The organism is Aeromonas sp. 600527, assembly GCF_049175415.1.
In the GTDB taxonomy this organism is placed as follows: domain Bacteria; phylum Pseudomonadota; class Gammaproteobacteria; order Enterobacterales; family Aeromonadaceae; genus Aeromonas; species Aeromonas veronii_A.
Genome location: NZ_JAAKVA010000006.1, coordinates 136,873 through 158,181, shown reverse-complemented (window position 1 = coordinate 158,181; position 21,309 = coordinate 136,873). Strand labels below are relative to the sequence as shown.

Below are 21,309 nucleotides of genomic sequence, written 5' to 3'. Positions count from 1 at the left end.
CTTGCCATGGAACATACCCGAGCCAGCTTCGTACTGGGCCATCATCAAGAGCAGGCCAGCGTGGTCTGCTGCCAGCGCGGTGACACCACGCTGCTGGTCACCGACCTCACCCCCTTTCATCCCCAGAGCCACCTCTGGCCCGATCAGCCGGGGGATGTGGGCCATGCTCGCTGGGAAGGGGGCGAAACCGCCATTGGCCCTTGCCGGATGGGGGCCATCAGCCCGGATGGCGAGCTGTTCGTCGATACTGCGATTCCGGTCAAGCGGGGCGCAGAGGGGTGGCGTTTCGTGGTGGTCCACCCGCTGACCGGAGACCACGCGCTAGCCGTTGGCAGCCAGGTCGAATTGCAAGTGGATAGCGCTGCCCGCCACGCGTTGAGTCAGGGCCATAGTGGCTGCCATCTGGCGGCACTAGCCCTCAACAGGGTACTCATCCCCTACTGGCGCAAGGAGGTAAGCGAGCGCGATGCACTGGGCCAGCCCGACTTCGATCGTCTTGCTATTCAAAGCTCGCGGGTCGAGCCTTGCGGTTCGCGGGAGCAGTACCGCATCGGCAAGAGCCTGCGCAAGAAAGGGGTCAACAGCGAGGCGCTGCTGGCAGATCTGGCGCTGATTGAAGAGAAAGTCAACCAGCAACTGGCCGACTGGATTGCAGCCGGAGGCGAGATCCGCCGTAGCCGCGCTGGCGAGGCGATCATCGATTCCCGTTACTGGCACTGCATGCTGGAAGGCCAGGAGGTCACCATCCCCTGTGGCGGCACCCATGTTGCCTCGCTCGCCGAGTTGGGGGAGGCCAAGGTACAGCTCACTCAAGTGGAAGAGGGCTTTGCCATGCTGACCCGGGTCACGCCAACCGGCGCCTGAGTCGCAGACTTGACCACTCAGGGCTAACGCCCAAATTGGCAATAGAGAAGTATCGCAAAGAGGGCGCATCATCATGCCCCTCAACGCCCGTCATGACGGGCCGATGCTTCTCTTTTAACCACTCCCTGATTAGAATGCGCCTCCCACAGGAGGCACATCACCCATGAGTAGTACCCAACTACGCACCACCCCGGATCGACTTCGTTATCTGGTTCTCTACGAAGGCATCGGGCTGGCACTGGTCGCACCGCTGATCAGCCAGCTGTTCGGTCAGGGCGTCGCCGAGGTCGGTTCGCTGGCCATCTTCTTCTCCATCGTCGCCACCGCCTGGACCTACGGCTGGAACCTGTTGTTCGACAAGGGGTTGCTCAAACTGTGCGGGCGCACCAACAAACGACCACTGGACCGCTTCCTGCACGCGTTTGGCTATGAGGCGAGCTTTATGATGCTCTCCCTCCCCTGCGTCATGTTCTGGCTCGATTTGGGAGTGTGGGACGCCCTGATGCTGGATCTCGGTTTCGTCGCCTTCTACCTCGTCTACATCATGGTCTTTACCTGGGCCTATGAGCGGATCTGGCCGCTGCCATCCACTCCGCAGACGGCATAAGGCCTCAGACTCAACAAGGTTGACAAAGGAACTGGTACAACAGGAAAAGCCAGGGAGCGCTAACCGGAAGGATGGGAAAACCCCATAAAAACAATGCCAGTCAGCAAGCTGACTGGCATTGGACAAAACAGACTTTCGGACTTACTTGACGGCGTCTTTCAGAGCCTTGCCAGCCACGAATGAAGGCACGTTGGCAGCAGCAATCTGGATCTCTTTACCAGTTTGCGGGTTACGACCGGTGCGGCCTGCGCGGTGGGTGACCTTGAAGGTGCCAAAACCGACCAGTTGCACAGCATCGCCTTCTTTCAAGCTCTGGGTAATACCATTGATGATCTCTTCCAGAGCCACTTTGGCCTGAGCTTTGCTCAGATCTGCTTTGGCGGCAATCGCATCGACAAGTTGAGCTTTGTTCATAACATTTCCTTTATGATCGGGCATTTAGCGCTGGGTCACTCTATGCAAAAAAAAACTCACAGGCAAAGCCTTTATCGAGCCGAACGCGTCAAACGCTGGGGTTTTCATCAAGATCTGCGGAAATAGTCACATTCCACACGCGAAAAACCGTGAGCAGGCCTGAAACCTGCTAGCACGCAGACACAATCCACTGACTATTTCTTCGCCACTTAACATTATCCCCCCATGGCTATTGACGCTTGCCCAGATTTTCCCTAGTTATAGGTTGTGTCACTGCTCAAACGGCTCGGAATACCGAACAATCGGCCAGCCTTTGCCCCACGGAGGGATAGGGATTATGTTGACGAAACTGGAACAGACCAAGCAGGCGCTGGCAGGCAAGCATAAGGCTATCGACGACTGGCTGGATGCAAGGCAAGCGTTGCTGGTCGGATACATGCAGCTGGCAGGCCTTACTCCGGCGCGGACCAAGCAACGCAGCCTGCCCAAAACAGAAGAGCTGCATCAGTTTTGCGACCGCCTGGTCGACTATGTCAGCGCGGGCCATTTCGAGATCTACCACCACGTCGTCACCGCCTTCGAGCAAGCCAGCGGCGAAACACTGGAGCTGGCCAAGCGCATCTATCCCCATATTCGTAACAGCACTGAATTCGCCCTCGAGTTCAACGACAAATACAGTGATGCCGACGAGGCCCAATTGCTGCTACTAGATGATGATCTCAACGAGTTGGGTCCGGTTCTGGAAGAGCGGTTCAAACAGGAAGACCGCTTGGTCAAGGCGCTTCATGTGGTGGAATCCTTAAGTACCCAGCAAGCCTGAATGCCATTTTCGGAGCAAGTTCAAGATACTGGCAACCAAGGTGGATTACACTCAGAGCAATGACCCTAGCGTCCACACTTATTGCATACAGGAGATGAGCATGTCTGAGCGCCGCCGTTTTGCACGGATCCTCTACTTGACCATGGCAGAACTCACCCAGGGGGAACAGAAGTGGCAGACCCAGCTTGTCGACGTCTCCTTGCAGGGAGCCCTGCTGATCCGCCCCGACGACTGGGAGAGCCGTGACAACAAGGAGTACCAGCTCAGCTTTATCCTGAGCGGTAGCGATATCGAGATCAAAATGCAGGTCGAGCTGACCCACGAAGCCAGCAAGAAGCTGGGTTTCTACTGCCACCACATCGATATCGACAGTGCTACCCATCTCAAGCGGATGATCGAGCTTAACGTCGGCGACGAAGAGCTGCTCCACCGCGAGCTGGAACAACTGCTGAGCGAGCATCTGGAACACAGCCAGCCCTGATGGCAGGTTCCAGCCCATAAAAAAGAGCGCCAAGGCGCTCTTTTTTCGTTGTGCTGTTGTCTTGACTGGAATGCAGGAGAATTACAGTGCCTCGAGTGCCTCAGACAGCTTCTTGACCGGCACCACTTCCATCCCTTCGATGGGATGCTTGGGGGCATTGGCGTGCGGCACGATGGCACGGCGGAAACCGTGCTTGGCCGCCTCCTGCAACCGCTCCTGGCCAGACGGCACCGGGCGAATTTCACCGGAAAGACCCACTTCGCCGAACACCACCAGATCCTTGGGCAGTGCCTGATCCCGGAAGCTGGAGACCATCGCCAGCAGCAGCGCCAGATCCGCACTGGTCTCCTCGACCTTGACCCCGCCAACCACGTTGATGAAGACATCCTGATCCGCCATCTGCAACCCGCCGTGACGGTGCAGCACCGCCAGCAACATGGCGAGCCTGTTGTGATCCATCCCCACCGCCACCCTGCGCGGGTTGGAGAGCTGGGAGTAGTCCACCAGCGCCTGCAGCTCCACCAGCAGCGGCCGGGTGCCCTCCCAGATAACCATGACGATGGAACCGGGCGCCTGCTCCTGCCCTCGGCTGAGGAAGATAGCGGAGGGGTTGCTCACCTCACGCATTCCCTGTTCAGTCATGGCAAACACCCCCAGCTCATTGACCGCCCCGAAGCGGTTTTTGTGAGAACGCAGGGTTCGAAAGCGGGAATCGTGACCACCGTCGAGCAGTACCGAGCAGTCGATGCAATGTTCGAGCACCTTGGGACCAGCCAGACTGCCATCCTTGGTCACATGACCCACCATGAAGATGGCCACATGGTTCTGCTTGGCGTAACGGGTCAGTAACGCTGCCGCCTCACGCACCTGTGAGACCGAACCGGGGGAAGATTGGACATCCGCCACATGCATCACCTGAATGGAGTCGATCACCATGATCTGCGGCTGCTCCTGCTGGGCAATCAAACAGATTTGCTCAACGCTGGTCTCGGAGAGCATCCGCAGCTTATCGGTAGGCAAACCAAGGCGGTTGGCCCGCATTGCCACCTGCTGGAGCGACTCCTCACCGGTGACATAGAGAGTTTTCATCCGCTCTGCCAGACCACACATGGTCTGCAGCAGCAGGGTTGATTTACCAGCCCCCGGGTTACCACCGATCAGAATCGCCGAGCCAGGCACCACTCCGCCACCGAGCACCCGATCCAACTCCTTGAAACCGGAAGTAAAACGGGGGATTTCGGTGGTGGCAATCTCTGCCAATGTCTGTACCTGACTACCGACCGCGCCGGCATAACCGGTGTAACGGGCACTCTTGCCAGCGGGAGTGACGGAGCCAAGGCGTACCTCGGTGATGGTATTCCACTCCTTGCACTCGCTGCATTGACCTTGCCAGCGTGTGAAGTCGGCACCACATTCGGAACAAACATAAGCAGTTTTATTTTTAGCCATTGATAACTCGGGGACAGGATGAATTCCTGCTTGATATACTTGTTTGCGACCGACAGATCAAACCCAGAATCGGAAAAGTGACTTTCCGTGGCAGGAACACATGGATTCAGTACACCAACAACATCTGATTGAACAACTTGTACCCCTGCTGCGGGAGAAAGATTTCGAAGAGATCTTCAACCGTCTGACTCAGGACGAAAACAGCAACGGCCGTTTTCTGATCAAGATGGAGCTAAATCGCAAATGCTCCCCCTGCCGCAGGGTTATCGACATGCGCGATGAGCTGGAGGACGAGTGCCTGGTGCACGAGTTCGACGGTATCACCCACTTTATGCCGACCGAGGCCATCGGACTGTTTCAGTCCCAGTGTTATCTCTACCGTGACGCCTATACCCTTGGCGTTTACGAAGCACTGCAGCAATGGCAAAAGAACCATCACCACGCCCGGGTAGATGGTCTGCTGCAACCCCCTGTCAGTCCCTTCCGACAATACGACGTCAACACCATCGTCTTTGCCAGTTACTATGGACGACGGCAGGAGCGGATGCACTTCAGCTCGCCCTTGCTCATCAAACTTCATGACGGGGAAAAGTTATTCGCCAAAAGTTCCGATCTTTCCCTCGGCGGCATGAGAGTCTCTGTCCCCTATTTGCCCAATTACCAGACCGGCGCTCAGGTGGAAGTCTTCTTCACAGGAATGGAGCGGGACCACCCCAATCCGGTGCTGCATCAACCGGTCGGTTATCAGATCCTCGGTGAAGAGAGCAAGGAGGGGAAATATTGGCTGAGGCTGGTGCGCTCTGGCGATCAGCCTGCATTCGATGCCTTCCTTAGCGACTTCATCGAGGCCAACAAAATCCGCTATCGGGTCAGCGTCGACTATCTGCTCTCCGCCGCCATCATCAAGGGATATGAGCAGTTCTACCTGCCACGGATGACCGGCATGCCGCTTTTCTTCAGCACAGGAGACAGTCCCTCACTCGAGATAGCCCTGCGCACCGAGAACAACCAGCACCTGCTGGAGTATTGGCGCGACGAGAAGAACCGCGATGCCCTGGCGGGACTCTTCTCAGCAAAACGGATGAAACGACTCTGCCCTGCCCCCGGCACCACGACCGAGACCCTCATCTACTGCTTTACCCACACGGTACGCAGCCATATCTATTTCTTCTCTGCCACTGCTGAAGAGCTTCGCCAGAGTGGCCTCACCGCCCTCTTCTTCCAGGTGGGCTCCCGGCGTCCCAGCTGGCGTGTCTACAAGTTTTCACTGGAGGCGTGTGAATCGCTGGAGGCAGATGTAGGGCAGTTGCAGGGGGTCGAAAATTCGCAACTGCAGGATATTCTGTTACTCGAACGTCTCAAACTGATTGGGTATTGCGGCCTGCTGCAGGAGATCAGTCTGGAGTCCCAACGGGAGGAGTTCCGCCCGGAGGGCGAGCTCGGCAACAATGCCAATGAACTACAACGTTTTGGTCACGAGCTGGGCGTTGCCCCCTTCGAGATTGAATCCCTGCACTATGTGCAGTTGCGCAAGGAACTGCGCTATATCCACAAGACAGCCGTTGCTATCCATCACAACGGCAAGTCATGGCTTGGCTGGACCCGAGATATCTCGGCCCATGGCTTGCAGATCGAGCTGGAAGAGGCGTTTGCCGGTGATAAAAACGATGTGGTGACCATCGCCCTGCCCCGTCTGCAGGAGTTATCCAAGAGCATGGATCTGCAGCATCTCTCCTACCGGCTGGTTAGTCTCAACATGACTCGCACCGTGCTGCACCTCTGTATCGATGGGGATTCTGATCGCCATACAGGTCGTCAGTTCTTCAGCCTGCTGATCGAGAGCAACCAGAGCAAGCTCAAGGCGGCGCAGGAACAGCGCCGCTATCGCGGACTGGCGCGAGCACTGCGCAATATCTACACCCACCATCTGTTCAACTCACCGGTCTATATCAACAAGCTGAAGGGGGCTCCCAAGCTCGCTGCCATTGGCAAGTCACTCACTCCGCGCAGCCTTCAACGGATACTCACCGCCTGTGCCGAACAACCTGAGCAGGAGAACCTCTACCCACTGTTTCAGGGGGAGCTGCTCAAGGAGCTACTGATGAATCCGTTGCGAGCCATTGAGCGTGAGGATAAACCGCGAGAAGATGAGGTATACATTGCCAGCATCCAGACCAAGGCGGGCCTGCCCATCTGCACCAGTCGCCTTGCCAGCAGCTTTGGCAGCCTAAAGGAGAAACGCCTGTTCATCGAGCAAGCACTGCAGCAGGGGGAGTTCTACTCTGTGCTGGTCGGCATCTCCCGCACAGGACGCCCCGACACCAACTTCATCGCCAACGAGCTGGACTACATCGCCAAGTTCGCTATTCACAAGGCAAAGCGGCTGGAAGAGGAGCTGTGGAGTGTCGTGGGGGTTGGCGAGCTGACCGACACCACCCAGGCAACCTTGTTCCGGCTCGGCATCACGCCGCCGTCCCTCTGACCTATCGACCCGGGCGCAAGATGCGCCCTGTTTTTGTCATGCCGCCTGCGGATGGAGCAGCCATTCAAGGATCTGGGGAAAATGATCCTCCTGTGCCTGCGGGGCGGTCAGCATATTGATATGGTCATAATCGAGGCAGTTGCCGTTATCACGCCCCAATCGGGTGTGACGACTCTTTGACCCCATCTCGTCGCTGAAGCGGCGCACATCGGTCGGATGACCCAATACCTTGTCAGCCTTGGCCGAGATCATCCAGAGCGGCGGCCAGTTCACCCGCGCCGCGCCCTCATCATAGGCAAAACCGTCGTAAGGATCCCGCCAGGGTCCACACTTGACCCAGGGAATGGTCTCCTGCAGATAGCGCAGCGGCTCATCATCGGCTCCAAACCTGAGATCCCGAGCGGCCAAAAAACCGCGGCGACGAGCCAGCCAGGGGGCCAGTCGGTTCCAGATAAGGTCCACTTTCAACCAACGTTCCGGATTTTGTACCGAGACCCCCCGTTTGGTACCGAAGAAGAGCAGGCTGGCCACCTGCTCCGCCAGCTCAGGGAAGCGCACCAGTGTCGAGGCCATGATGACGCCACCCCAGGAGTGAGCCACCCAATGCACCTTGAAGCCGTGATGGCGCTCGCCAATCCAGCGATGCAGGGCAGGCAGATCTTCGGTGATCAGCTCGTGCTGGCCGTGCTCCGCCTGCTCGGCGATGGCCGGAGTGCTGAGCCCACGCCCTCGTAAATCAGCCACATAGACCTGATAGCCGTGGCGGGCCAGAAAACAGGCCAGCCCCTTGCCCGACTCGGTGTAGAAAATCCGGCCGTTCTCGATGGCACCATGGACCATCAGGATTGGCTCACCATGCACGGCGACACGGGGCTTGATATGGCGGACATGCAGTTGATGGGCGCCACAGGGGATAAACAGAGACTGCTGCAACAATTCCATTTTAATTGGTTTCCTCCTTGAAACGGTCTCAGCGCTTATCCCAGCGTCGCTCGCTGCAGGACCGAGCCGTCAGCAGGCAGAGCACGCCCTCCAGATCGTGATGATTGAGGGCTGCTGCAGCCTGTGCCCGCACCAGCGGCTTGGCATGAATAGCAATCCCAAGACCAGCGACCCCCATCATCTTGAGATCGTTGGCACCATCGCCGATGGCCACGGTCTGGACGGCAGCAATGCCGTACTCCTGGGCAAGCAGCTGTAACACCTCGGCCTTGACGCTGGCATCAACGATGCGCCCGCTCACCTTGCCGGTCAGCTGCCCCCCTTCCACCGCCAGCTCGTTGGCGAAGATAGCATCGAGTCCCAGCACTTGCTGCAACTCACCGGCAAAATGGGTAAACCCGCCGGAGGCGATGGCCATCTTCCAGCCAGCCTCTTTGAGGGTATCGACCATTAGCTGCAGGCCAGGCATCCACGGCATGTTGGCGGCAACCTCGTCGAGAATGGTGACCGGCGCACCAGCCAGCAGGGCCACCCGGTTGCGCAGGCTGTCGGAGAACTCCAGTTTGCCCTGCATGGCAGCAGCTGTTACCGCCGCCACCTGATCGCCGACCCCCGCCAGCCGCGCGATCTCGTCGATGCACTCGATACGGATCGCGGTGGAATCCATATCCATCACCAGCAGGCCGGGCTCGCTCAGGGTCGGCAGCGCGGGCAGATGGCAAAGATCGATCTCCCACTCACCGCTCTTGAGTTCGGCCACCAGCGCGGGAGAGAAGCGATCGCAGCCAAGCAACAGCAGCGGCACACCCGTCACCTCGGCGGGAGGATAGAGGGTGGCCACCAGCCCCTGCGCAGCCAACAGTGGTGACAGGCACGCCAGATGGGAGGCGCCCAGCCCCTTGCCAAACAGCACCAACCAACCGCCCGCCAGCGGGGTCTCTGTCGGTTGCAACGCATCGGCGTTGAGCTGCCAATAAGGTGAGCCGGACAACAACGCGGACCAATCGGATATCTGGGGGGAGAGCCGGGACAGCAACATAAGGGATACGCCTTCCTTGGTGATCAGGGGGTTAACAATGCTGACCCAGAGTAGCGTATTGCTTTTTGCGCAGGCAAGCGCCAAGATCCGGCACTCCTTGTCAGCATGAGGTCTCGCGCTTGCAGCGTCATCTTCCCATCAAACGTGTGCTCAGTCTGGTAGCCGGCCTGCTGCTCGGCTGCTGGGTACTTGTTGTTCTCCTTCATATGCAGGGAGAGAGCCAGGCTGCGCTGCACACCGAAGCACGCAACCGCGCCCAGGCGCTGGTCGCCTATGCTGCCCGCGACATGAAGCGCTGGCTCAAGGAGGAGAACAGCAGTGAGCTGGAACGGCTGGCCCGGGATCTGGCGACCGAGCCGGAGATCCTCGATGTCACTCTCTATGATGGACGCGGCATTCCGCTCGCACAGTCGGAACAGGCCGTACCGCTGGAGAGCCTGCTGCCCATCGGCGACAACAACAAATCGATGCCGGAACAAGGTAAGGGTCGGATCCAGTTCGTACAGGAGGTCCTGGATGGCGATCAGACACTGGGCTACCTGCGCATCACCCTGGAAGAGCAGCAGATGCTGGCGGACAAGGACACCAGACTCAAAACGATTCAGGAGAAACAGCGGCTGATATTGCTGGTTGCCCTGCTGGCAGGTCTGCTTATCTCCTACGGCATTCGTCGCAACTATATGCGAGTGCGCAAGCACAAAAAACGAAGTCCCCCGCCCTCCCCACCGCCAACCAACAATGATGCGGCGCAGTAAACGGATAAAGAAACGGCGACCAGAGGTCGCCGTTTTTGCATGGTTCCAGAGGCTGCGGGATTAGTTGTCGCCCAGCAGGACGGAATCCAGCGCGATTTCGATCATGTCGTTGAAGGTCAGCTGACGCTCTTCGGAGGTGGTCTGCTCACCGGTACGGATATGGTCGGAGACGGTGCAGATGGTCAGTGCCTTGGCACCGTACTCTGCGGCCACGCCGTAGATACCGGCGGCTTCCATCTCGACACCCAGGATGCCGTATTTTTCCATGACGTCGAACATGGAGGGGTCCGGAGTGTAGAACAGGTCGGCGGAGAAGATGTTACCGACGCGCACGGCAACGCCCTTGTTCTTGGCGGCCTGCACGGCATTGGCAACCAGGTCGAAGTCGGCGATGGCAGCGAAATCGTGATCCTTGAAGCGCAGACGGTTTACTTTGGAATCGGTGCAGGCACCCATACCGATCACCACGTCACGCAGTTTCACGTCTTCACGCACGGCGCCACAGGAGCCCACACGGATCAGGGTCTTCACACCGTAATCGGTGATCAGCTCTTTTGCGTAGATGGAGCAGGAGGGGATACCCATACCGTGGCCCATTACAGAGATACGACGGCCCTTGTAGGTACCGGTGAAGCCGAACATGTTGCGCACGTCGCAGATTTGCTCGACGTTCTCCAGGAAAGTTTCAGCGATGTACTTGGCGCGCAGGGGATCGCCCGGCATCAGCACGGTATCAGCAAAGGCGCCATCTTTCGCATTGATATGAGGAGTTGCCATTCTCTTGATTCCTTCACACTAGGTTGAGTTTTATTGTTTTATAAATTGCCCGCCGCCGAAGTGGCGGGCGGGTAAATTACAGGAAGCTGGTACCGTACGCCAGTTTCGGCAGACCGTGGTAAGCAGCGATGCTCTGGCCGATATCGGCAAAGGTCTCGCGACGACCAACGGAGCCGGCCTTGACCGGCTTGCCGAAGAACAGCACAGGAATGTATTCGCGGGTGTGGTCGGTCCCACCCCAGGTCGGGTCGCAGCCGTGGTCGGCAGTCAGCACCACCACGTCGCCATCCTGCAGCAGCTCAAACAGCTCTGGCAGGCGGGAATCGAAATACTCCAGCGCACCGGCATAACCGGCAACATCACGGCGGTGGCCATAGGAGGAGTCGAAGTCGACGAAGTTGGTGAAGACGATGGTGTTGTCACCGGCCGCTTTCACCTCTTCCAGCGTGCGATCCCACAGCTCGGTCAGACCGGTCCCTTTCACCTGCTTGGTGATGCCCTGCTGGGCATAGATGTCGGCAATCTTGCCGATGGAGACTACCTGACCGCCCGCATCTTTCATGTAATCCAGCACGGTCGGCGCCGGCGGCAGCACTGAGTAGTCGTGACGGTTGCCGGTACGCTTGAAGTTGCCCTTGCCAGTACCCACGAACGGACGCGCAATCACGCGGCCGATGTTGTAGGGCTCCAGCAGCTCGCGCACGATGTGGCACAGCTCATAGAGCTTCTCGAGGCCGTAGGTCTCTTCGTGGCAGGCAATCTGGAACACGGAGTCGGCAGAAGTGTAGAGAATCGGCTTGCCGGTGCGCATGTGCTCTTCGCCCAGATCGTCCAGCACCTGGGTACCGGAAGCATGGCAGTTGCCGAGATAACCCGGCAGACCGGCCTTCTCGACGATGGCGTCCAGCAGCTCCTGCGGGAAGCTGTTGTGGTGATCCTTGAAGTAGCCCCACTCGAACAGAACGGGCACACCGGCGATCTCCCAGTGACCGGACGGGGTGTCCTTGCCGGAGGAGAGCTCCTGAGCAAAGCCGTAGGCACCGACCACCTCGATATCTTTCTTCAGCCCTTCCGGGAAGTAGCCGGAGGCCTGCTCGCAGGCATGGCCCAGACCCAGCTTGTTGAGGTTGGGCAGATTGAGGGCGCCACGGCCTTCAATTTCACCTGCCGCACACGCCTTGGCGATATGGCCAAGGGTGTTGGCGCCCACATCTCCGAACTTGTCGGCATCGGCAGCAGCGCCAATACCGAAAGAGTCCATCATCAGAATAAAGGTACGTTTCATGGGTCTTCCCCTTGTTACAAATCGGCCAGGGTGATACGGCGGTACACTTCAGGCAGTGCCTCCGGCCGCTCGCCACCAATCCGGACAGCCGCCTGCACCATGCTGGCAGCCTGAGCATATTGCTCTTCAGTCTGAGCGTGGATCATCGCGATCGGCTTGTCAGCATCAACGCTTTGACCCAGGCGGATAAAGTCGGTCAGACCGACCGCATAATCAAGTTTGTCACCGGCAGCGCGGCGACCACCGCCCATCGCCACCACGGCCAGACCCAGCTCGCGTGTATCCATGGCGGTCACGAAACCGCTGTTGGCCGCGAAGACCGGGCGCACGATGGCAGCCTTGGGCAAGTAAGCGTCATAACGCTCCATGAAATCGGCCGGGCCACCGAGACCAGTCACCATGCGACCGAAGATCTCGGCTGCCTTGCCGTTATCCAGCACCGCCTGCAGCTTGGTGCGGGCATCGCGCTCGTCGCTGGCAAGACCGGCAGAGATCAGCATCTCGGCGCACAGCGCCATGGTCACTTCGTGGATCCGCGGGTTGCGGTATTCACCTGTCAGGTAACGCACCGCTTCACGTACTTCCACCGCGTTACCGGCGCTGGAGGCCAGCACCTGGTTCATATCGGTCAAAAGCGCAGAGGTGCGGCAACCGGCACCGTTGGCCACGGCCACAATGCTCTTGGCCAGCTCTTCGGAGGCTTCGAAGGTTGGCATAAAGGCGCCGGAGCCCACTTTCACATCCATCACCAGCGCTTCGAGCCCGGAGGCGAGCTTCTTGGAGAGGATGGAGCCGGTGATCATGGCGATGGATTCGACGGTTGCAGTAATGTCACGTACTGCATAGATACGCTTGTCAGCAGGGGCGAGATCGCCGGTCTGGCCGATGATGGCCACGCCCGCCTCTTTCACCACTTTCAGGAAACGGTCGTTGTCGACCGAGGTCTGGTAGCCGGGAATGGCATCCAGCTTGTCGAGGGTACCGCCGGTATGGCCCAGACCACGACCGGAGATCATCGGCACGAAACCGCCGCAGGCAGCGACCATCGGGCCAAGCATCAGGGAGACAACGTCACCCACCCCGCCGGTGGAGTGCTTGTCGACAATCGGGCCACCCAGATTGAGGTGATCCCAGGTCAATACCATGCCGGAGTCGCGCATGGCGCAGGTCAGGGCAACCCGCTCATCCATGGTCATGTCTTTGAAGTAGACCGCCATCGCCAGCGCGGCAATCTGCCCCTCACCGATGGTGTTGTTGGTAATGCCCTGAACGAAGAATTGAATTTCTTGGGTACTGAGCGCTTCACCGTTGCGCTTCTTGCGAATAATTTCTTGAGGCAAAAACATCTTTCATTCCCTCCGCCATTGCTGGCGTTACACAAGCCTGAATCTTTGCCCGCACACCGCATGGTGGGGGCTAACAGGGCGGACAGCTGTCCGCCCTCTCATCGACCTATTAGTAACCGCTGGTGTTGGCCGGCTTGTCGCCATGCCCCAAAGTGGCCAGCAGACTGGCCAGCAGGCTGGATGCACCAAAGCGGAAGGTACGGGCGGATACCCAGTCGTTGCCGAGGATCTCTTCGGCCATGGCCAGGTACTGACCGGCAACGGCGGCGTCTTTCACGCCACCAGCTGGCTTGAAGCCGACTTTCGGATTCTTGGCCTTGATCACTTCCATCATGATGCGTGCCGCTTCTGGGGTCGCATTGACCGGCACCTTGCCGGTGGAGGTCTTGATGAAGTCGGCACCGGCATCGATACAGATCTCGGAAGCGCGACGGATCAGCGCCTCTTCTTTCAGCTCGCCGGTTTCGATGATCACTTTCAGCAGCACCTTGGCACCACAGGCCTCTTTACAGGCTTTGACCAGATCAAAACCAATCTGTTCATTGCCGGCCATGAAGGCACGGTACGGGAACACCACGTCCACTTCATCAGCACCGTAGGCGACAGCGGCACGGGTCTCGGCCACGGCGATCTCGATGTCGTCGTTGCCGTGCGGGAAGTTGGTCACGGTCGCAATGCGTACGTCGGCAGCGCCGATCTCACGCAGGGTCTTGCGAGCGATAGGGATAAAACGGGGGTAGATGCAGACGGCGGCGGTCAGGCCAGCCGGTGACTTGGCCTTATGGCACAGGTCGATCACCTTCTGATCGGTGTCGTCATCGTTCAGGGTGGTCAGGTCCATCAGGTTCAGAGCGCGCTGAGCGGCCACTTTCAGATCAGTCATTCTGTTCTCCAAAGTCTCGATTTAATCCAGATAACCGGGCACCACCATACCATCCAGCGATGGATGCACAGGCAGTAATCCCCAGCTATACGGGAATGGAATTACAGTGCGAAGGCACCGGCACTATCGGGATGCTATTCAAAACACCCTGCAGGCACTGCGACTGTAAATAAGGCAAGAGCCCTGTCACTTTCTTACAAAAGTGCGGACTTGGTTCCATGAAGACTTGAGAAAGGCCGACAGCATCTGACCCGACTTCCCAATCAATTCCATTTGACCGCCAACACCCGATTTCATCGAGTATTAGTCATTGCCAGCACCCTGCTGGCAACGCCTATTTCAGCCGAGATACCCCCTGTTTGCAAGCCGGATTTGCCAATTTCAGAGGTACCTCACATCTGGCAAATCCAGGTCTAAAAAAGCCTTACGAAAAGAAACGAGTCAGGATCCAAGAGTAGGCCAATCCCCCCAGATAGACCCCGACGATCCCCATTACCCCGGACAAAACGGGAGGTGCCGGGATCGGCAATTTGAGGAAAGAAAACAACAAACCAACTATAAAGCCGGCCACCATCGCCAGTAGCACTTCATTCATATAACCTCCGATTTGACTCATTTTATTATTAGTTTAGATAGGAAAACGGTTGTCACCGCTCCATACGCGAACGCCACGGCAGGTGCCGTGGCGTTCGTGTTTATACCCTGTCAGTCAGGCGACGATTACATGCCGGACAGTGCCAGGAAGAAGCCAGCGATAGTGGCAGACATCAGGTTGGACAGAGAGCCAGCCAGTACGGCTTTCAGACCAAAGCGTGCAATGGTGCCGCGGCGGTTCGGCGCCATGGACCCCAGACCACCCAGCAGGATGGCAACAGAGGAGAGGTTGGCAAAACCACACAGTGCGAAGGAGATGATCGCCTTGGTGTGATCGGACATGGCCACACCGTTGATCAGTACTTCGTCTTTCAGGTACGGAGCGAAGTTCAGGTAAGCCACGAACTCGTTCACTACCAGCTTCTGACCGATGAAGGAACCGGCAACCACTGCTTCATTCCAGGGCACACCGATCAGGAACGCCAGCGGGGAGAAGATCCAGCCCAGCAGCAGTTCCAGAGAGAGTTGCGGATAACCGAACCAGCCACCCACACCGGAGAAGATGCCGTTGATCATGGCGATCAGACCGATAAATGCCAGCAGCATGGCGCCGACGTTCAGGGCCAGTTGCATACCGGCAGAGGCGCCAGCAGCAGCAGCGTCAATGACGTTGGCAGGCTTGTCATCCAGCTCGGCATCGGCAGAGCTTTCGTCGTAGTTCGGGGTCTCGGTCTCGGGAACCAGCAGCTTGGCGAACAGCAGACCACCCGGTGCAGCCATGAAGGAGGCAGCAATCAGGTACTCCATCTTCACGCCCATGGAGGCATAACCGGCCAGTACGGAACCGGCAACGGAAGCCAGACCACCACACATGACGGCGAACAGCTCGGAGTCAGTCATCTTGGAGATGTAAGGACGAACCACCAGCGGCGCTTCAGTCTGACCGACGAAGATGTTGGCAGTTGCAGAGAGGGATTCGGTGCGGGAAGTGCCCAGCACTTTCTGCAGGCCGCCGCCCAGCAACTTGATGACCATCTGCATGATGCCCAGGTAGTAGAGCACGGCAATCAGGGAAGAGAAGAAGATGATGACCGGCAGAACACGGAAGGCAAAGATAAAGCCGCCGCCACCGAATACTTCAAACATCTTGTTGCTGACCAGACCGCCGAACAGGAAGTCGATCCCGTTCTGGCCGTAGCTGATCACGCTGGATACCGCATCGGACACGCCGACCAGGATATCGCGACCAACCGGAACATAGAGTACAAACGCCCCCAGACCGGCTTGAATTGCGAACGCACCGACAACGGTACGTACGTTGATTGCCTTGCGATTGCTGGAGAACAGCACCGCGATAAGGACGAGCGTCGCCATCCCTACCAGACCCATGAACAAATTCATTATTATCTTCCTCTAGTAGCACCTGGCTTGTTAGTGAGTTGTTATCAAACCCAACTAATCAAGGGGAGCGCATTATACTAATTAAAGTCCGATAAAATAGAATGCTGGTCACATTTTATCGTTATCAAAATGCCCAAGTGTCACAAAATTAGACAGCAAACGATTTTTACGCTCATTTTTTTTCCTGACAACTAAATCAGGTGTTGCGAATTTGTTTCATGACAATAGGTCGTGATGGAAAAGATGCCGGGCAGTTTCAAATAACACCTTGGCAACATCTACCGATGATTCCTCCCGCAATGTCATCAATATTTCTGCTATTTTCGGCAGCGCTTCCGGGGTATTCCGGGTGCCTTGATCACCTTGTAACGGCATATCGGGCGAATCGGTTTCCAGCACCAAAGCCTCGAGCGGCATAGCCCGAAATACCTCTCGCGTCTTGTTCGCCCGCTCAAAACTGATTACCCCGCCCACCCCGAGTCGAAAGCCTAGTTGCCAGAAGGCCTCCGCCTGCTGCAACGAACCGCTGAAAGCATGGATCACCCCGCCACGAGGCGGCTTGAAACGGCGCAACAGCTTGGCCACAGTGTCATTGGCACGCACCGAGTGGATCATCAGGGGAAGCCCGACATCGGCAGCCAGCCGGATCTGAGCCTCAAACAGCGCACGCTGCCCCTCCTGCGGCACGTGAGAACGGAGGTCCAGCCCGCACTCGCCAATGGCCACCAGCCCGGCAGGCTGGCTCATCACCAGCGTTCGCAGCCGTTCCATCACCCCCTCACGCTGTTCACCGGCATACCAGGGATGAATGCCCAGACCATAAAAGAGGCCGTCATGTTGCTCTGCCAGTGCCATCACACGAGTCCAGTTATCCTCTGCGATGGCAGGAATGATATACTCCGTCACCCCTAATGCCCGACAACGGGCCAGCAGCGCCTCCCTGTCCTGGTCGAACACCGGAAAGTCGAGATGGCAATGGGTATCTATCAGCTGCATATCACTCACACCTGTTTGCGGTATTTAATGGGTCATTGAACATGATGAACAACAGAAACAACGGCTTTACCCTGATTGAACTGGTGCTGGTGATCATAGTGCTGGGGATCCTGGCCGTCACCGCCCTGCCCCGCTTTATCAATATCAAGGATGATGCCCTGAAAAGCACGGTCTCGGCGACCGCAGGCAGCTTTGCCAGTGCAGTTCAGCTGGCTCATGCTGGATGGGCGGTGAAAATGCAGGGACAAGCAATCGCGCTCTACAATCTGAGCAGCTTTGGTAAAGGCAAATTGGATATCAATCGATATGGTTGGCCAACGGGCTCGAAGGAAGATCAAGGGAGTGCGGGAAGCGATAAACCATATCAGCCGGGCTCAGGTAACCATATATCGGTCAACAATGATGATGACTGTGAATTGCTATTCAATGACCTGCTTGATGGAGACCAAACGGTCACCCCCATAGCTCCCAACGCTGTGAATATCCCAGAAGGGTTTGATTATCTATCCACACAAGTCGGTTCAGGCCATCAAGATGAGGATGAAGGCAACGAGAAACACTTCAACTGCCGCTATATCCTGCGCGACTCAATCAACCGCTTCCAAACCAGCTCGGATTATCTAAATGGCCTCGGCTTCGAGTACAACAGCGTTACCGGCGCCGTGACCCGCAATTTTGATTGAGCTCAGCCTCTTCTGCGCCAGCTCGCTCTTGGCTTGAATCATCATCATAACGAACCGGCGTACAGCAGCGCCGGTTCTCCTGGGTGAGGCCCCACTCCTCACACCACGCATCGTAACGGGCCAACCAACGCAGCAATACCCCCTTCATCGTCACACCTCCGCCAACAGATTCAGGTCAAAAACCATCCTAATCAGAGTCGGCAAGGGGAGCAAGTCATCCCCACGACCGCGATCGGGCGAAATAAAAAAAGAGCCGGTCAGCATAGCTGACTGGCTCTTTTAACATTCCCCGAAGAGATTACCCGATGAGCGACAGCTCATCCGCCTCACAGGCTCTTCAGTTTCTCTTCCGGCAGGGCCAGCTCGTCGTTGTGGTTGACGCCGATACCGCGCTCCAGCACATGACGGGCGATGGCGTGCGCCTCTTCCAACGAGTGCATGCTGTAGGTGCCGCACTGATACTCGTTCAGCTCGGGGATCTTGCCCTGCTCCTGCACGGTCAGCACGTCGCTCATGGCGGCCTGCCAGGCGGCGCCAACCCGGGCTTCGTCCGGTGCACCGATCAGGCTCATGTAGAAGCCGGTACGGCAACCCATGGGGGAGATGTCGATGATCTCCACCCCATTGCCGTTCAGGTGATCACGCATGAAACCGGCAAACAGGTGCTCGAGGGTGTGGATGCCGCGCTCGGAGAGGATCTCCTGGTTCGGCACGCAGAAACGCAGGTCGAACACGGTAATGGTGTCCTTGTTCGGGGTCTGCATGGTCTTGGCAACACGCACCGCCGGCGCAGCCATGCGGGTGTGGTCAACGGTAAAACTGTCCAATAACGGCATTTCTGACTCCTGATTTGGTTACCAGAACCAGCCCCCGCTGGAGAGCTGATCCTTGCATTGTCGATACTGGGCGCCGTAGCGCTGGGCGCGGGCCTCCACCTTGCGGGATGTCTTCATAAGCCATCCCTTGCTGCGGTAGCTGCCACGCCGATAGCCACCCCACCCTTCGTGATAGTTGAGATACTGGCCATACGCATCCCACTTGGAGGTGCCGTTCAGCCGCTGGGCCTTGTGAGTGTACCAGCCCATGAAGTCGATGGCGTCGGCAAAGTCGTCGCGATCGCTCCAGCCGTTGCCGGTTTCCCGCTGGTAGTCGGCCCAGGTTTCATCTTTGACCTGGGCATAGCCGTAGGCCGAACTGGCCCGCCCGGTCGGGATGAAGAGGAAATACTGCATCGGCGGCTGGGCATCGTGCACGAAGGAGGATTCCTGATACATCATGGCCATCACCACATGGATCGGCGTCCCCCACTTCTCGTTCATCTTGAGCGCGGCCTTGTGCCACTCCGGCTTCTCGCGAAAGATCTGGCACAGATTTTCCGGCTGGGCCGGCGGGCGGGTACTGCACGCAGTGAGTACTGCCAGCAGGCCGGCCACCGCCACTATGCGCTTTCGGGACATCAGAGCAGAACTTGTTTTGCTCTCCTGAACATAACGAGGCAAAAACGACATCAGATAGCGTCTTCGTTCTCTTCGCCGGTACGGATACGAATGACGCGCTCCACCTCGCAGACGAAGATCTTGCCGTCACCAATCTTGCCGGTGCGGGCGGTATTCTGGATCGCTTCCAGACAGGCATCGAGATCCTCGTCCTGTACCACCAGCTCCACTTTCACTTTGGGCAGAAAGTCGACCATATATTCGGCACCGCGATAGAGCTCGGTGTGACCCTTCTGGCGACCGAAGCCTTTGACTTCGGAGACGGTCATGCCGTTGATGCCGATCTCGGCCAGGGCTTCGCGCACATCGTCCAGCTTAAACGGTTTGATGATGGCTTCAATCTTCTTCATGGTGACTCCTTACCAGTTCTGTTTACCGAACCCGGAAGTAATGGGGTAACGGCGATCCTTACCAAAGTTGCGAGCCGTGATGCGGGGCCCGACCGCCGCCTGACGGCGCTTGTATTCGTTGAGATCCACCAACCGGATCACCTTGCGTACCACCGCTTCCTCGAACCCTTCTGCCACCATGTCGGCGACCGAGGCATCCTCTTCCACATAGCGTTTGAGGATCGCATCGAGGATGTCGTACGGGGGCAGACTGTCCTGATCCACCTGATCCGGCGCCAATTCTGCCGAAGGGGGGCGGTCGATAACCCGCTGCGGGATCACGTAGTCGACCGAGTTGCGATACTCGCACAACTTGAACACCAGCGTCTTGGGCACATCTTTCAGCACATCGAAGCCACCGGCCATGTCGCCATAAAGAGTCGCATAGCCGACAGCCATCTCGCTCTTGTTGCCGGTGGTCAGCACGATACGGCGACGCTTGTTGGAGAGCGCCATCAACAGCACGCCACGGCAGCGCGCCTGCAAGTTCTCCTCGGTGGTGTCGCGGGCAGTCCCTTCAAACAGCGGTGCCAGCTGGGCCATAAAGCCCTCGAACATGGGCTCGATGGAGATGATATTGAACTCCACCCCCATCCGCTCAGCCTGCTCCTTGGCATCCTCCACGCTCATCTGGGCGGTGTAGCGGAACGGCATCATCACTGCCTGCACCTTGTCGGCCCCGATGGCATCGGCCGCAATGGCCAGCGTCAGCGCCGAGTCGATGCCGCCAGATAGGCCCAGCACAGCGCCGTGGAAGCCGTTCTTGGTAACGTAGTCGCGCACTGCCAGCACCAGCGCCTGATAGGTCTCGGCCAACGGCTCGAGCGGCGCAGCGGGTTCCCGCTCCTTCACCGGCTGACCATCAGCAAAACGTACCAGCGCCAGCTCTTCGGCAAACGGGGCCAGCTTGTGGGTCAACTCGCCCTGGCTGCTGAACACCTTGGAGCAGCCGTCGAAAATCAGCTCATCCTGACCGCATACCTGATTGAGGTAAACCAGTGGCAGACCGGTCTGATCGCAGCGCTCGGCCATCAGCTCGCGGCGGATCCAGGGTTTCTCCTGATCATAGGGCGAGGCATTGATAGTGAGCAGCAGCTCTGCCCCCGCGGCCTTAGCGGCCAGCGCCGGACCCGGCTGCCATAAATCTTCGCAAATGAGCATCCCCAGCTGGTGACCACGGAACGGCACCACACAAGTCTCGGTCGCGGCGGTGAAGTAGCGCTTCTCGTCGAATACCCCGTAGTTGGGCAAGTCCTGCTTGAAGTAACGGGCAATCAGCTTGCCTTGCTCATAGAGGGAGGCGGCGTTATAGAGCGCCTCCCCTTCACGCCAGGGATGGCCCACCAGAATGGCGCAAGCACCTTGCCATGCCGCGATGCGGGTCAGCGCGGCTTCCACCCGGACCATCAGGTCGGCGCGCAGTAGCAGATCTTCCGGAGGATAGCCGGTCAGGGCCAGCTCGGAGCAGACCAGCAGATCGGCACCTTGCCGCTCGGCCTGAGCCGCCGCAGCGAGCACTTTGTCAGTGTTATCTTCGATGGCGCCTACCGTCAGATTCAACTGGGCAAGCATCAGAGAGAGGGCTTTTGCCATGGCGATGCATCTT

General features: G+C 58.0%; 22 protein-coding genes. 7 read left to right on the top strand and 15 right to left on the bottom strand.

Annotated elements, in window-relative coordinates:
• Positions 1-6 precede the first annotated feature (6 nt).
• On the top strand, positions 7-864 hold the full coding sequence (locus G5154_RS10275; protein ID WP_421250770.1) for a hypothetical protein: 858 nt from the start codon (positions 7-9) through the stop codon (positions 862-864).
• Positions 865-1,027: 163 nt separating this feature from the next.
• Positions 1,028-1,471, top strand: a complete 444-nt coding sequence (locus tag G5154_RS10270) for a PACE efflux transporter (RefSeq protein ID WP_064337327.1) — start codon at positions 1,028-1,030, stop codon at positions 1,469-1,471.
• A 141-nt stretch (positions 1,472-1,612) separates the two neighbouring features.
• Here G5154_RS10270 and hupA read toward each other — a convergent pair whose 3' ends face one another.
• Entirely contained in the window at positions 1,613-1,885 is a 273-nt protein-coding gene (hupA, locus tag G5154_RS10265; RefSeq protein ID WP_005340484.1) for a nucleoid-associated protein HU-alpha, read from the bottom strand.
• A gap of 337 nt (positions 1,886-2,222) precedes the next feature.
• Between hupA and G5154_RS10260 the strand changes: the two genes are divergently transcribed.
• Together G5154_RS10260 and G5154_RS10255 are read left to right on the top strand one after the other, a co-directional pair.
• Entirely contained in the window at positions 2,223-2,705 is a 483-nt protein-coding gene (locus G5154_RS10260; RefSeq protein ID WP_005348975.1) for an Rsd/AlgQ family anti-sigma factor, read from the top strand.
• A gap of 100 nt (positions 2,706-2,805) precedes the next feature.
• On the top strand, positions 2,806-3,186 hold the full coding sequence (locus tag G5154_RS10255) for a PilZ domain-containing protein (protein WP_005340482.1): 381 nt from the start codon (positions 2,806-2,808) through the stop codon (positions 3,184-3,186).
• 81 nt (positions 3,187-3,267) lie between these two features.
• Here G5154_RS10255 and radA read toward each other — a convergent pair whose 3' ends face one another.
• Entirely contained in the window at positions 3,268-4,635 is a 1,368-nt protein-coding gene (gene radA / locus G5154_RS10250; protein ID WP_005341318.1) for a DNA repair protein RadA, read from the bottom strand.
• Positions 4,636-4,735: 100 nt separating this feature from the next.
• Here radA and G5154_RS10245 point away from each other — a divergent pair, with 100 nt between their 5' ends.
• On the top strand, positions 4,736-7,117 hold the full coding sequence (locus G5154_RS10245) for a PilZ domain-containing protein (protein ID WP_421250769.1): 2,382 nt from the start codon (positions 4,736-4,738) through the stop codon (positions 7,115-7,117).
• 36 nt (positions 7,118-7,153) lie between these two features.
• Here the strand turns inward: G5154_RS10245 and G5154_RS10240 are convergent, their stop codons facing one another.
• On the bottom strand, positions 7,154-8,059 hold the full coding sequence (locus G5154_RS10240; RefSeq protein ID WP_421250768.1) for an alpha/beta fold hydrolase: 906 nt from the start codon (positions 8,057-8,059) through the stop codon (positions 7,154-7,156).
• 28 nt (positions 8,060-8,087) lie between these two features.
• The gene (gene serB / locus G5154_RS10235; RefSeq protein WP_421250767.1) at positions 8,088-9,098 is read right to left on the bottom strand and encodes a phosphoserine phosphatase SerB; all 1,011 of its coding nucleotides are present in this window, start codon (positions 9,096-9,098) and stop codon (positions 8,088-8,090) included.
• Positions 9,099-9,217: 119 nt separating this feature from the next.
• Between serB and G5154_RS10230 the strand changes: the two genes are divergently transcribed.
• Positions 9,218-9,853, top strand: a complete 636-nt coding sequence (locus G5154_RS10230) for an AhpA/YtjB family protein (protein ID WP_005341324.1) — start codon at positions 9,218-9,220, stop codon at positions 9,851-9,853.
• 60 nt (positions 9,854-9,913) lie between these two features.
• Here G5154_RS10230 and deoD read toward each other — a convergent pair whose 3' ends face one another.
• The 7 genes from deoD to G5154_RS10195 form a co-directional block, all read right to left on the bottom strand.
• A complete protein-coding gene (gene deoD, locus G5154_RS10225; RefSeq protein ID WP_040096807.1) occupies positions 9,914-10,630 on the bottom strand; it encodes a purine-nucleoside phosphorylase in 717 nt (238 codons plus the stop codon).
• 76 nt (positions 10,631-10,706) lie between these two features.
• Entirely contained in the window at positions 10,707-11,915 is a 1,209-nt protein-coding gene (locus G5154_RS10220; protein ID WP_139408470.1) for a phosphopentomutase, read from the bottom strand.
• A 14-nt stretch (positions 11,916-11,929) separates the two neighbouring features.
• A complete protein-coding gene (gene deoA, locus G5154_RS10215; protein WP_005358033.1) occupies positions 11,930-13,261 on the bottom strand; it encodes a thymidine phosphorylase in 1,332 nt (443 codons plus the stop codon).
• 109 nt (positions 13,262-13,370) lie between these two features.
• Complete coding sequence (deoC, locus tag G5154_RS10210) at positions 13,371-14,144, bottom strand: deoxyribose-phosphate aldolase (RefSeq protein ID WP_005341328.1); 774 nt, start codon at positions 14,142-14,144, stop codon at positions 13,371-13,373.
• A gap of 424 nt (positions 14,145-14,568) precedes the next feature.
• Positions 14,569-14,739: a XapX domain-containing protein gene (locus G5154_RS10205; protein ID WP_005340467.1), complete on the bottom strand. Its 171-nt coding sequence runs from the start codon at positions 14,737-14,739 to the stop codon at positions 14,569-14,571.
• A gap of 125 nt (positions 14,740-14,864) precedes the next feature.
• Positions 14,865-16,139 (bottom strand): NupC/NupG family nucleoside CNT transporter, encoded by a 1,275-nt coding sequence (locus G5154_RS10200; protein ID WP_005341329.1) that lies wholly within the window; start codon positions 16,137-16,139, stop codon positions 14,865-14,867.
• A 216-nt stretch (positions 16,140-16,355) separates the two neighbouring features.
• Entirely contained in the window at positions 16,356-17,135 is a 780-nt protein-coding gene (locus G5154_RS10195; RefSeq protein ID WP_216980097.1) for a TatD family hydrolase, read from the bottom strand.
• A gap of 41 nt (positions 17,136-17,176) precedes the next feature.
• Here G5154_RS10195 and G5154_RS10190 point away from each other — a divergent pair, with 41 nt between their 5' ends.
• Entirely contained in the window at positions 17,177-17,818 is a 642-nt protein-coding gene (locus tag G5154_RS10190) for a type II secretion system protein (protein ID WP_337073220.1), read from the top strand.
• Positions 17,819-18,144: 326 nt separating this feature from the next.
• On the opposite strand, the gene luxS is transcribed toward G5154_RS10190, so the two are convergent.
• Genes luxS through G5154_RS10170 form a run of 4 tightly spaced genes read right to left on the bottom strand, consistent with a single transcriptional unit; the run spans position 18,145 to position 21,296 of the window.
• Positions 18,145-18,654: an S-ribosylhomocysteine lyase gene (luxS, locus tag G5154_RS10185; protein ID WP_017782209.1), complete on the bottom strand. Its 510-nt coding sequence runs from the start codon at positions 18,652-18,654 to the stop codon at positions 18,145-18,147.
• Between the two features lie 18 nt (positions 18,655-18,672).
• Entirely contained in the window at positions 18,673-19,275 is a 603-nt protein-coding gene (locus G5154_RS10180) for a transglycosylase SLT domain-containing protein (RefSeq protein WP_421212800.1), read from the bottom strand.
• Between the two features lie 50 nt (positions 19,276-19,325).
• Positions 19,326-19,664, bottom strand: a complete 339-nt coding sequence (gene glnB / locus G5154_RS10175; RefSeq protein WP_005308848.1) for a nitrogen regulatory protein P-II — start codon at positions 19,662-19,664, stop codon at positions 19,326-19,328.
• 9 nt (positions 19,665-19,673) lie between these two features.
• Positions 19,674-21,296: an NAD+ synthase gene (locus G5154_RS10170; protein WP_421250766.1), complete on the bottom strand. Its 1,623-nt coding sequence runs from the start codon at positions 21,294-21,296 to the stop codon at positions 19,674-19,676.
• Between the last annotated feature and the right edge of the window lie 13 nt (positions 21,297-21,309).

Bases quoted from the DNA above. Each gene is read 5' to 3' on its own strand.
- luxS (WP_017782209.1), bottom strand. From the start codon at position 18,654: ATGCCGTTATTGGACAGTTTTACCGTTGACCACACCCGCATGGCTGCG.
- G5154_RS10180 (WP_421212800.1), bottom strand. From the start codon at position 19,275: ATGTCCCGAAAGCGCATAGTGGCGGTGGCCGGCCTGCTGGCAGTACTC.
- G5154_RS10270 (WP_064337327.1), top strand. From the start codon at position 1,028: ATGAGTAGTACCCAACTACGCACCACCCCGGATCGACTTCGTTATCTG.
- radA (WP_005341318.1), bottom strand. From the start codon at position 4,635: ATGGCTAAAAATAAAACTGCTTATGTTTGTTCCGAATGTGGTGCCGAC.
- G5154_RS10195 (WP_216980097.1), bottom strand. From the start codon at position 17,135: ATGCAGCTGATAGATACCCATTGCCATCTCGACTTTCCGGTGTTCGAC.
- glnB (WP_005308848.1), bottom strand. From the start codon at position 19,664: ATGAAGAAGATTGAAGCCATCATCAAACCGTTTAAGCTGGACGATGTG.
- G5154_RS10275 (WP_421250770.1), top strand. From the start codon at position 7: ATGGAACATACCCGAGCCAGCTTCGTACTGGGCCATCATCAAGAGCAG.
- serB (WP_421250767.1), bottom strand. From the start codon at position 9,098: ATGTTGCTGTCCCGGCTCTCCCCCCAGATATCCGATTGGTCCGCGTTG.
- hupA (WP_005340484.1), bottom strand. From the start codon at position 1,885: ATGAACAAAGCTCAACTTGTCGATGCGATTGCCGCCAAAGCAGATCTG.
- G5154_RS10190 (WP_337073220.1), top strand. From the start codon at position 17,177: ATGATGAACAACAGAAACAACGGCTTTACCCTGATTGAACTGGTGCTG.
- deoA (WP_005358033.1), bottom strand. From the start codon at position 13,261: ATGTTTTTGCCTCAAGAAATTATTCGCAAGAAGCGCAACGGTGAAGCG.
- G5154_RS10205 (WP_005340467.1), bottom strand. From the start codon at position 14,739: ATGAATGAAGTGCTACTGGCGATGGTGGCCGGCTTTATAGTTGGTTTG.
- G5154_RS10255 (WP_005340482.1), top strand. From the start codon at position 2,806: ATGTCTGAGCGCCGCCGTTTTGCACGGATCCTCTACTTGACCATGGCA.
- G5154_RS10245 (WP_421250769.1), top strand. From the start codon at position 4,736: ATGGATTCAGTACACCAACAACATCTGATTGAACAACTTGTACCCCTG.
- G5154_RS10200 (WP_005341329.1), bottom strand. From the start codon at position 16,139: ATGAATTTGTTCATGGGTCTGGTAGGGATGGCGACGCTCGTCCTTATC.
- G5154_RS10260 (WP_005348975.1), top strand. From the start codon at position 2,223: ATGTTGACGAAACTGGAACAGACCAAGCAGGCGCTGGCAGGCAAGCAT.
- deoC (WP_005341328.1), bottom strand. From the start codon at position 14,144: ATGACTGATCTGAAAGTGGCCGCTCAGCGCGCTCTGAACCTGATGGAC.
- deoD (WP_040096807.1), bottom strand. From the start codon at position 10,630: ATGGCAACTCCTCATATCAATGCGAAAGATGGCGCCTTTGCTGATACC.
- G5154_RS10240 (WP_421250768.1), bottom strand. From the start codon at position 8,059: ATGGAATTGTTGCAGCAGTCTCTGTTTATCCCCTGTGGCGCCCATCAA.
- G5154_RS10170 (WP_421250766.1), bottom strand. From the start codon at position 21,296: ATGGCAAAAGCCCTCTCTCTGATGCTTGCCCAGTTGAATCTGACGGTA.
- G5154_RS10220 (WP_139408470.1), bottom strand. From the start codon at position 11,915: ATGAAACGTACCTTTATTCTGATGATGGACTCTTTCGGTATTGGCGCT.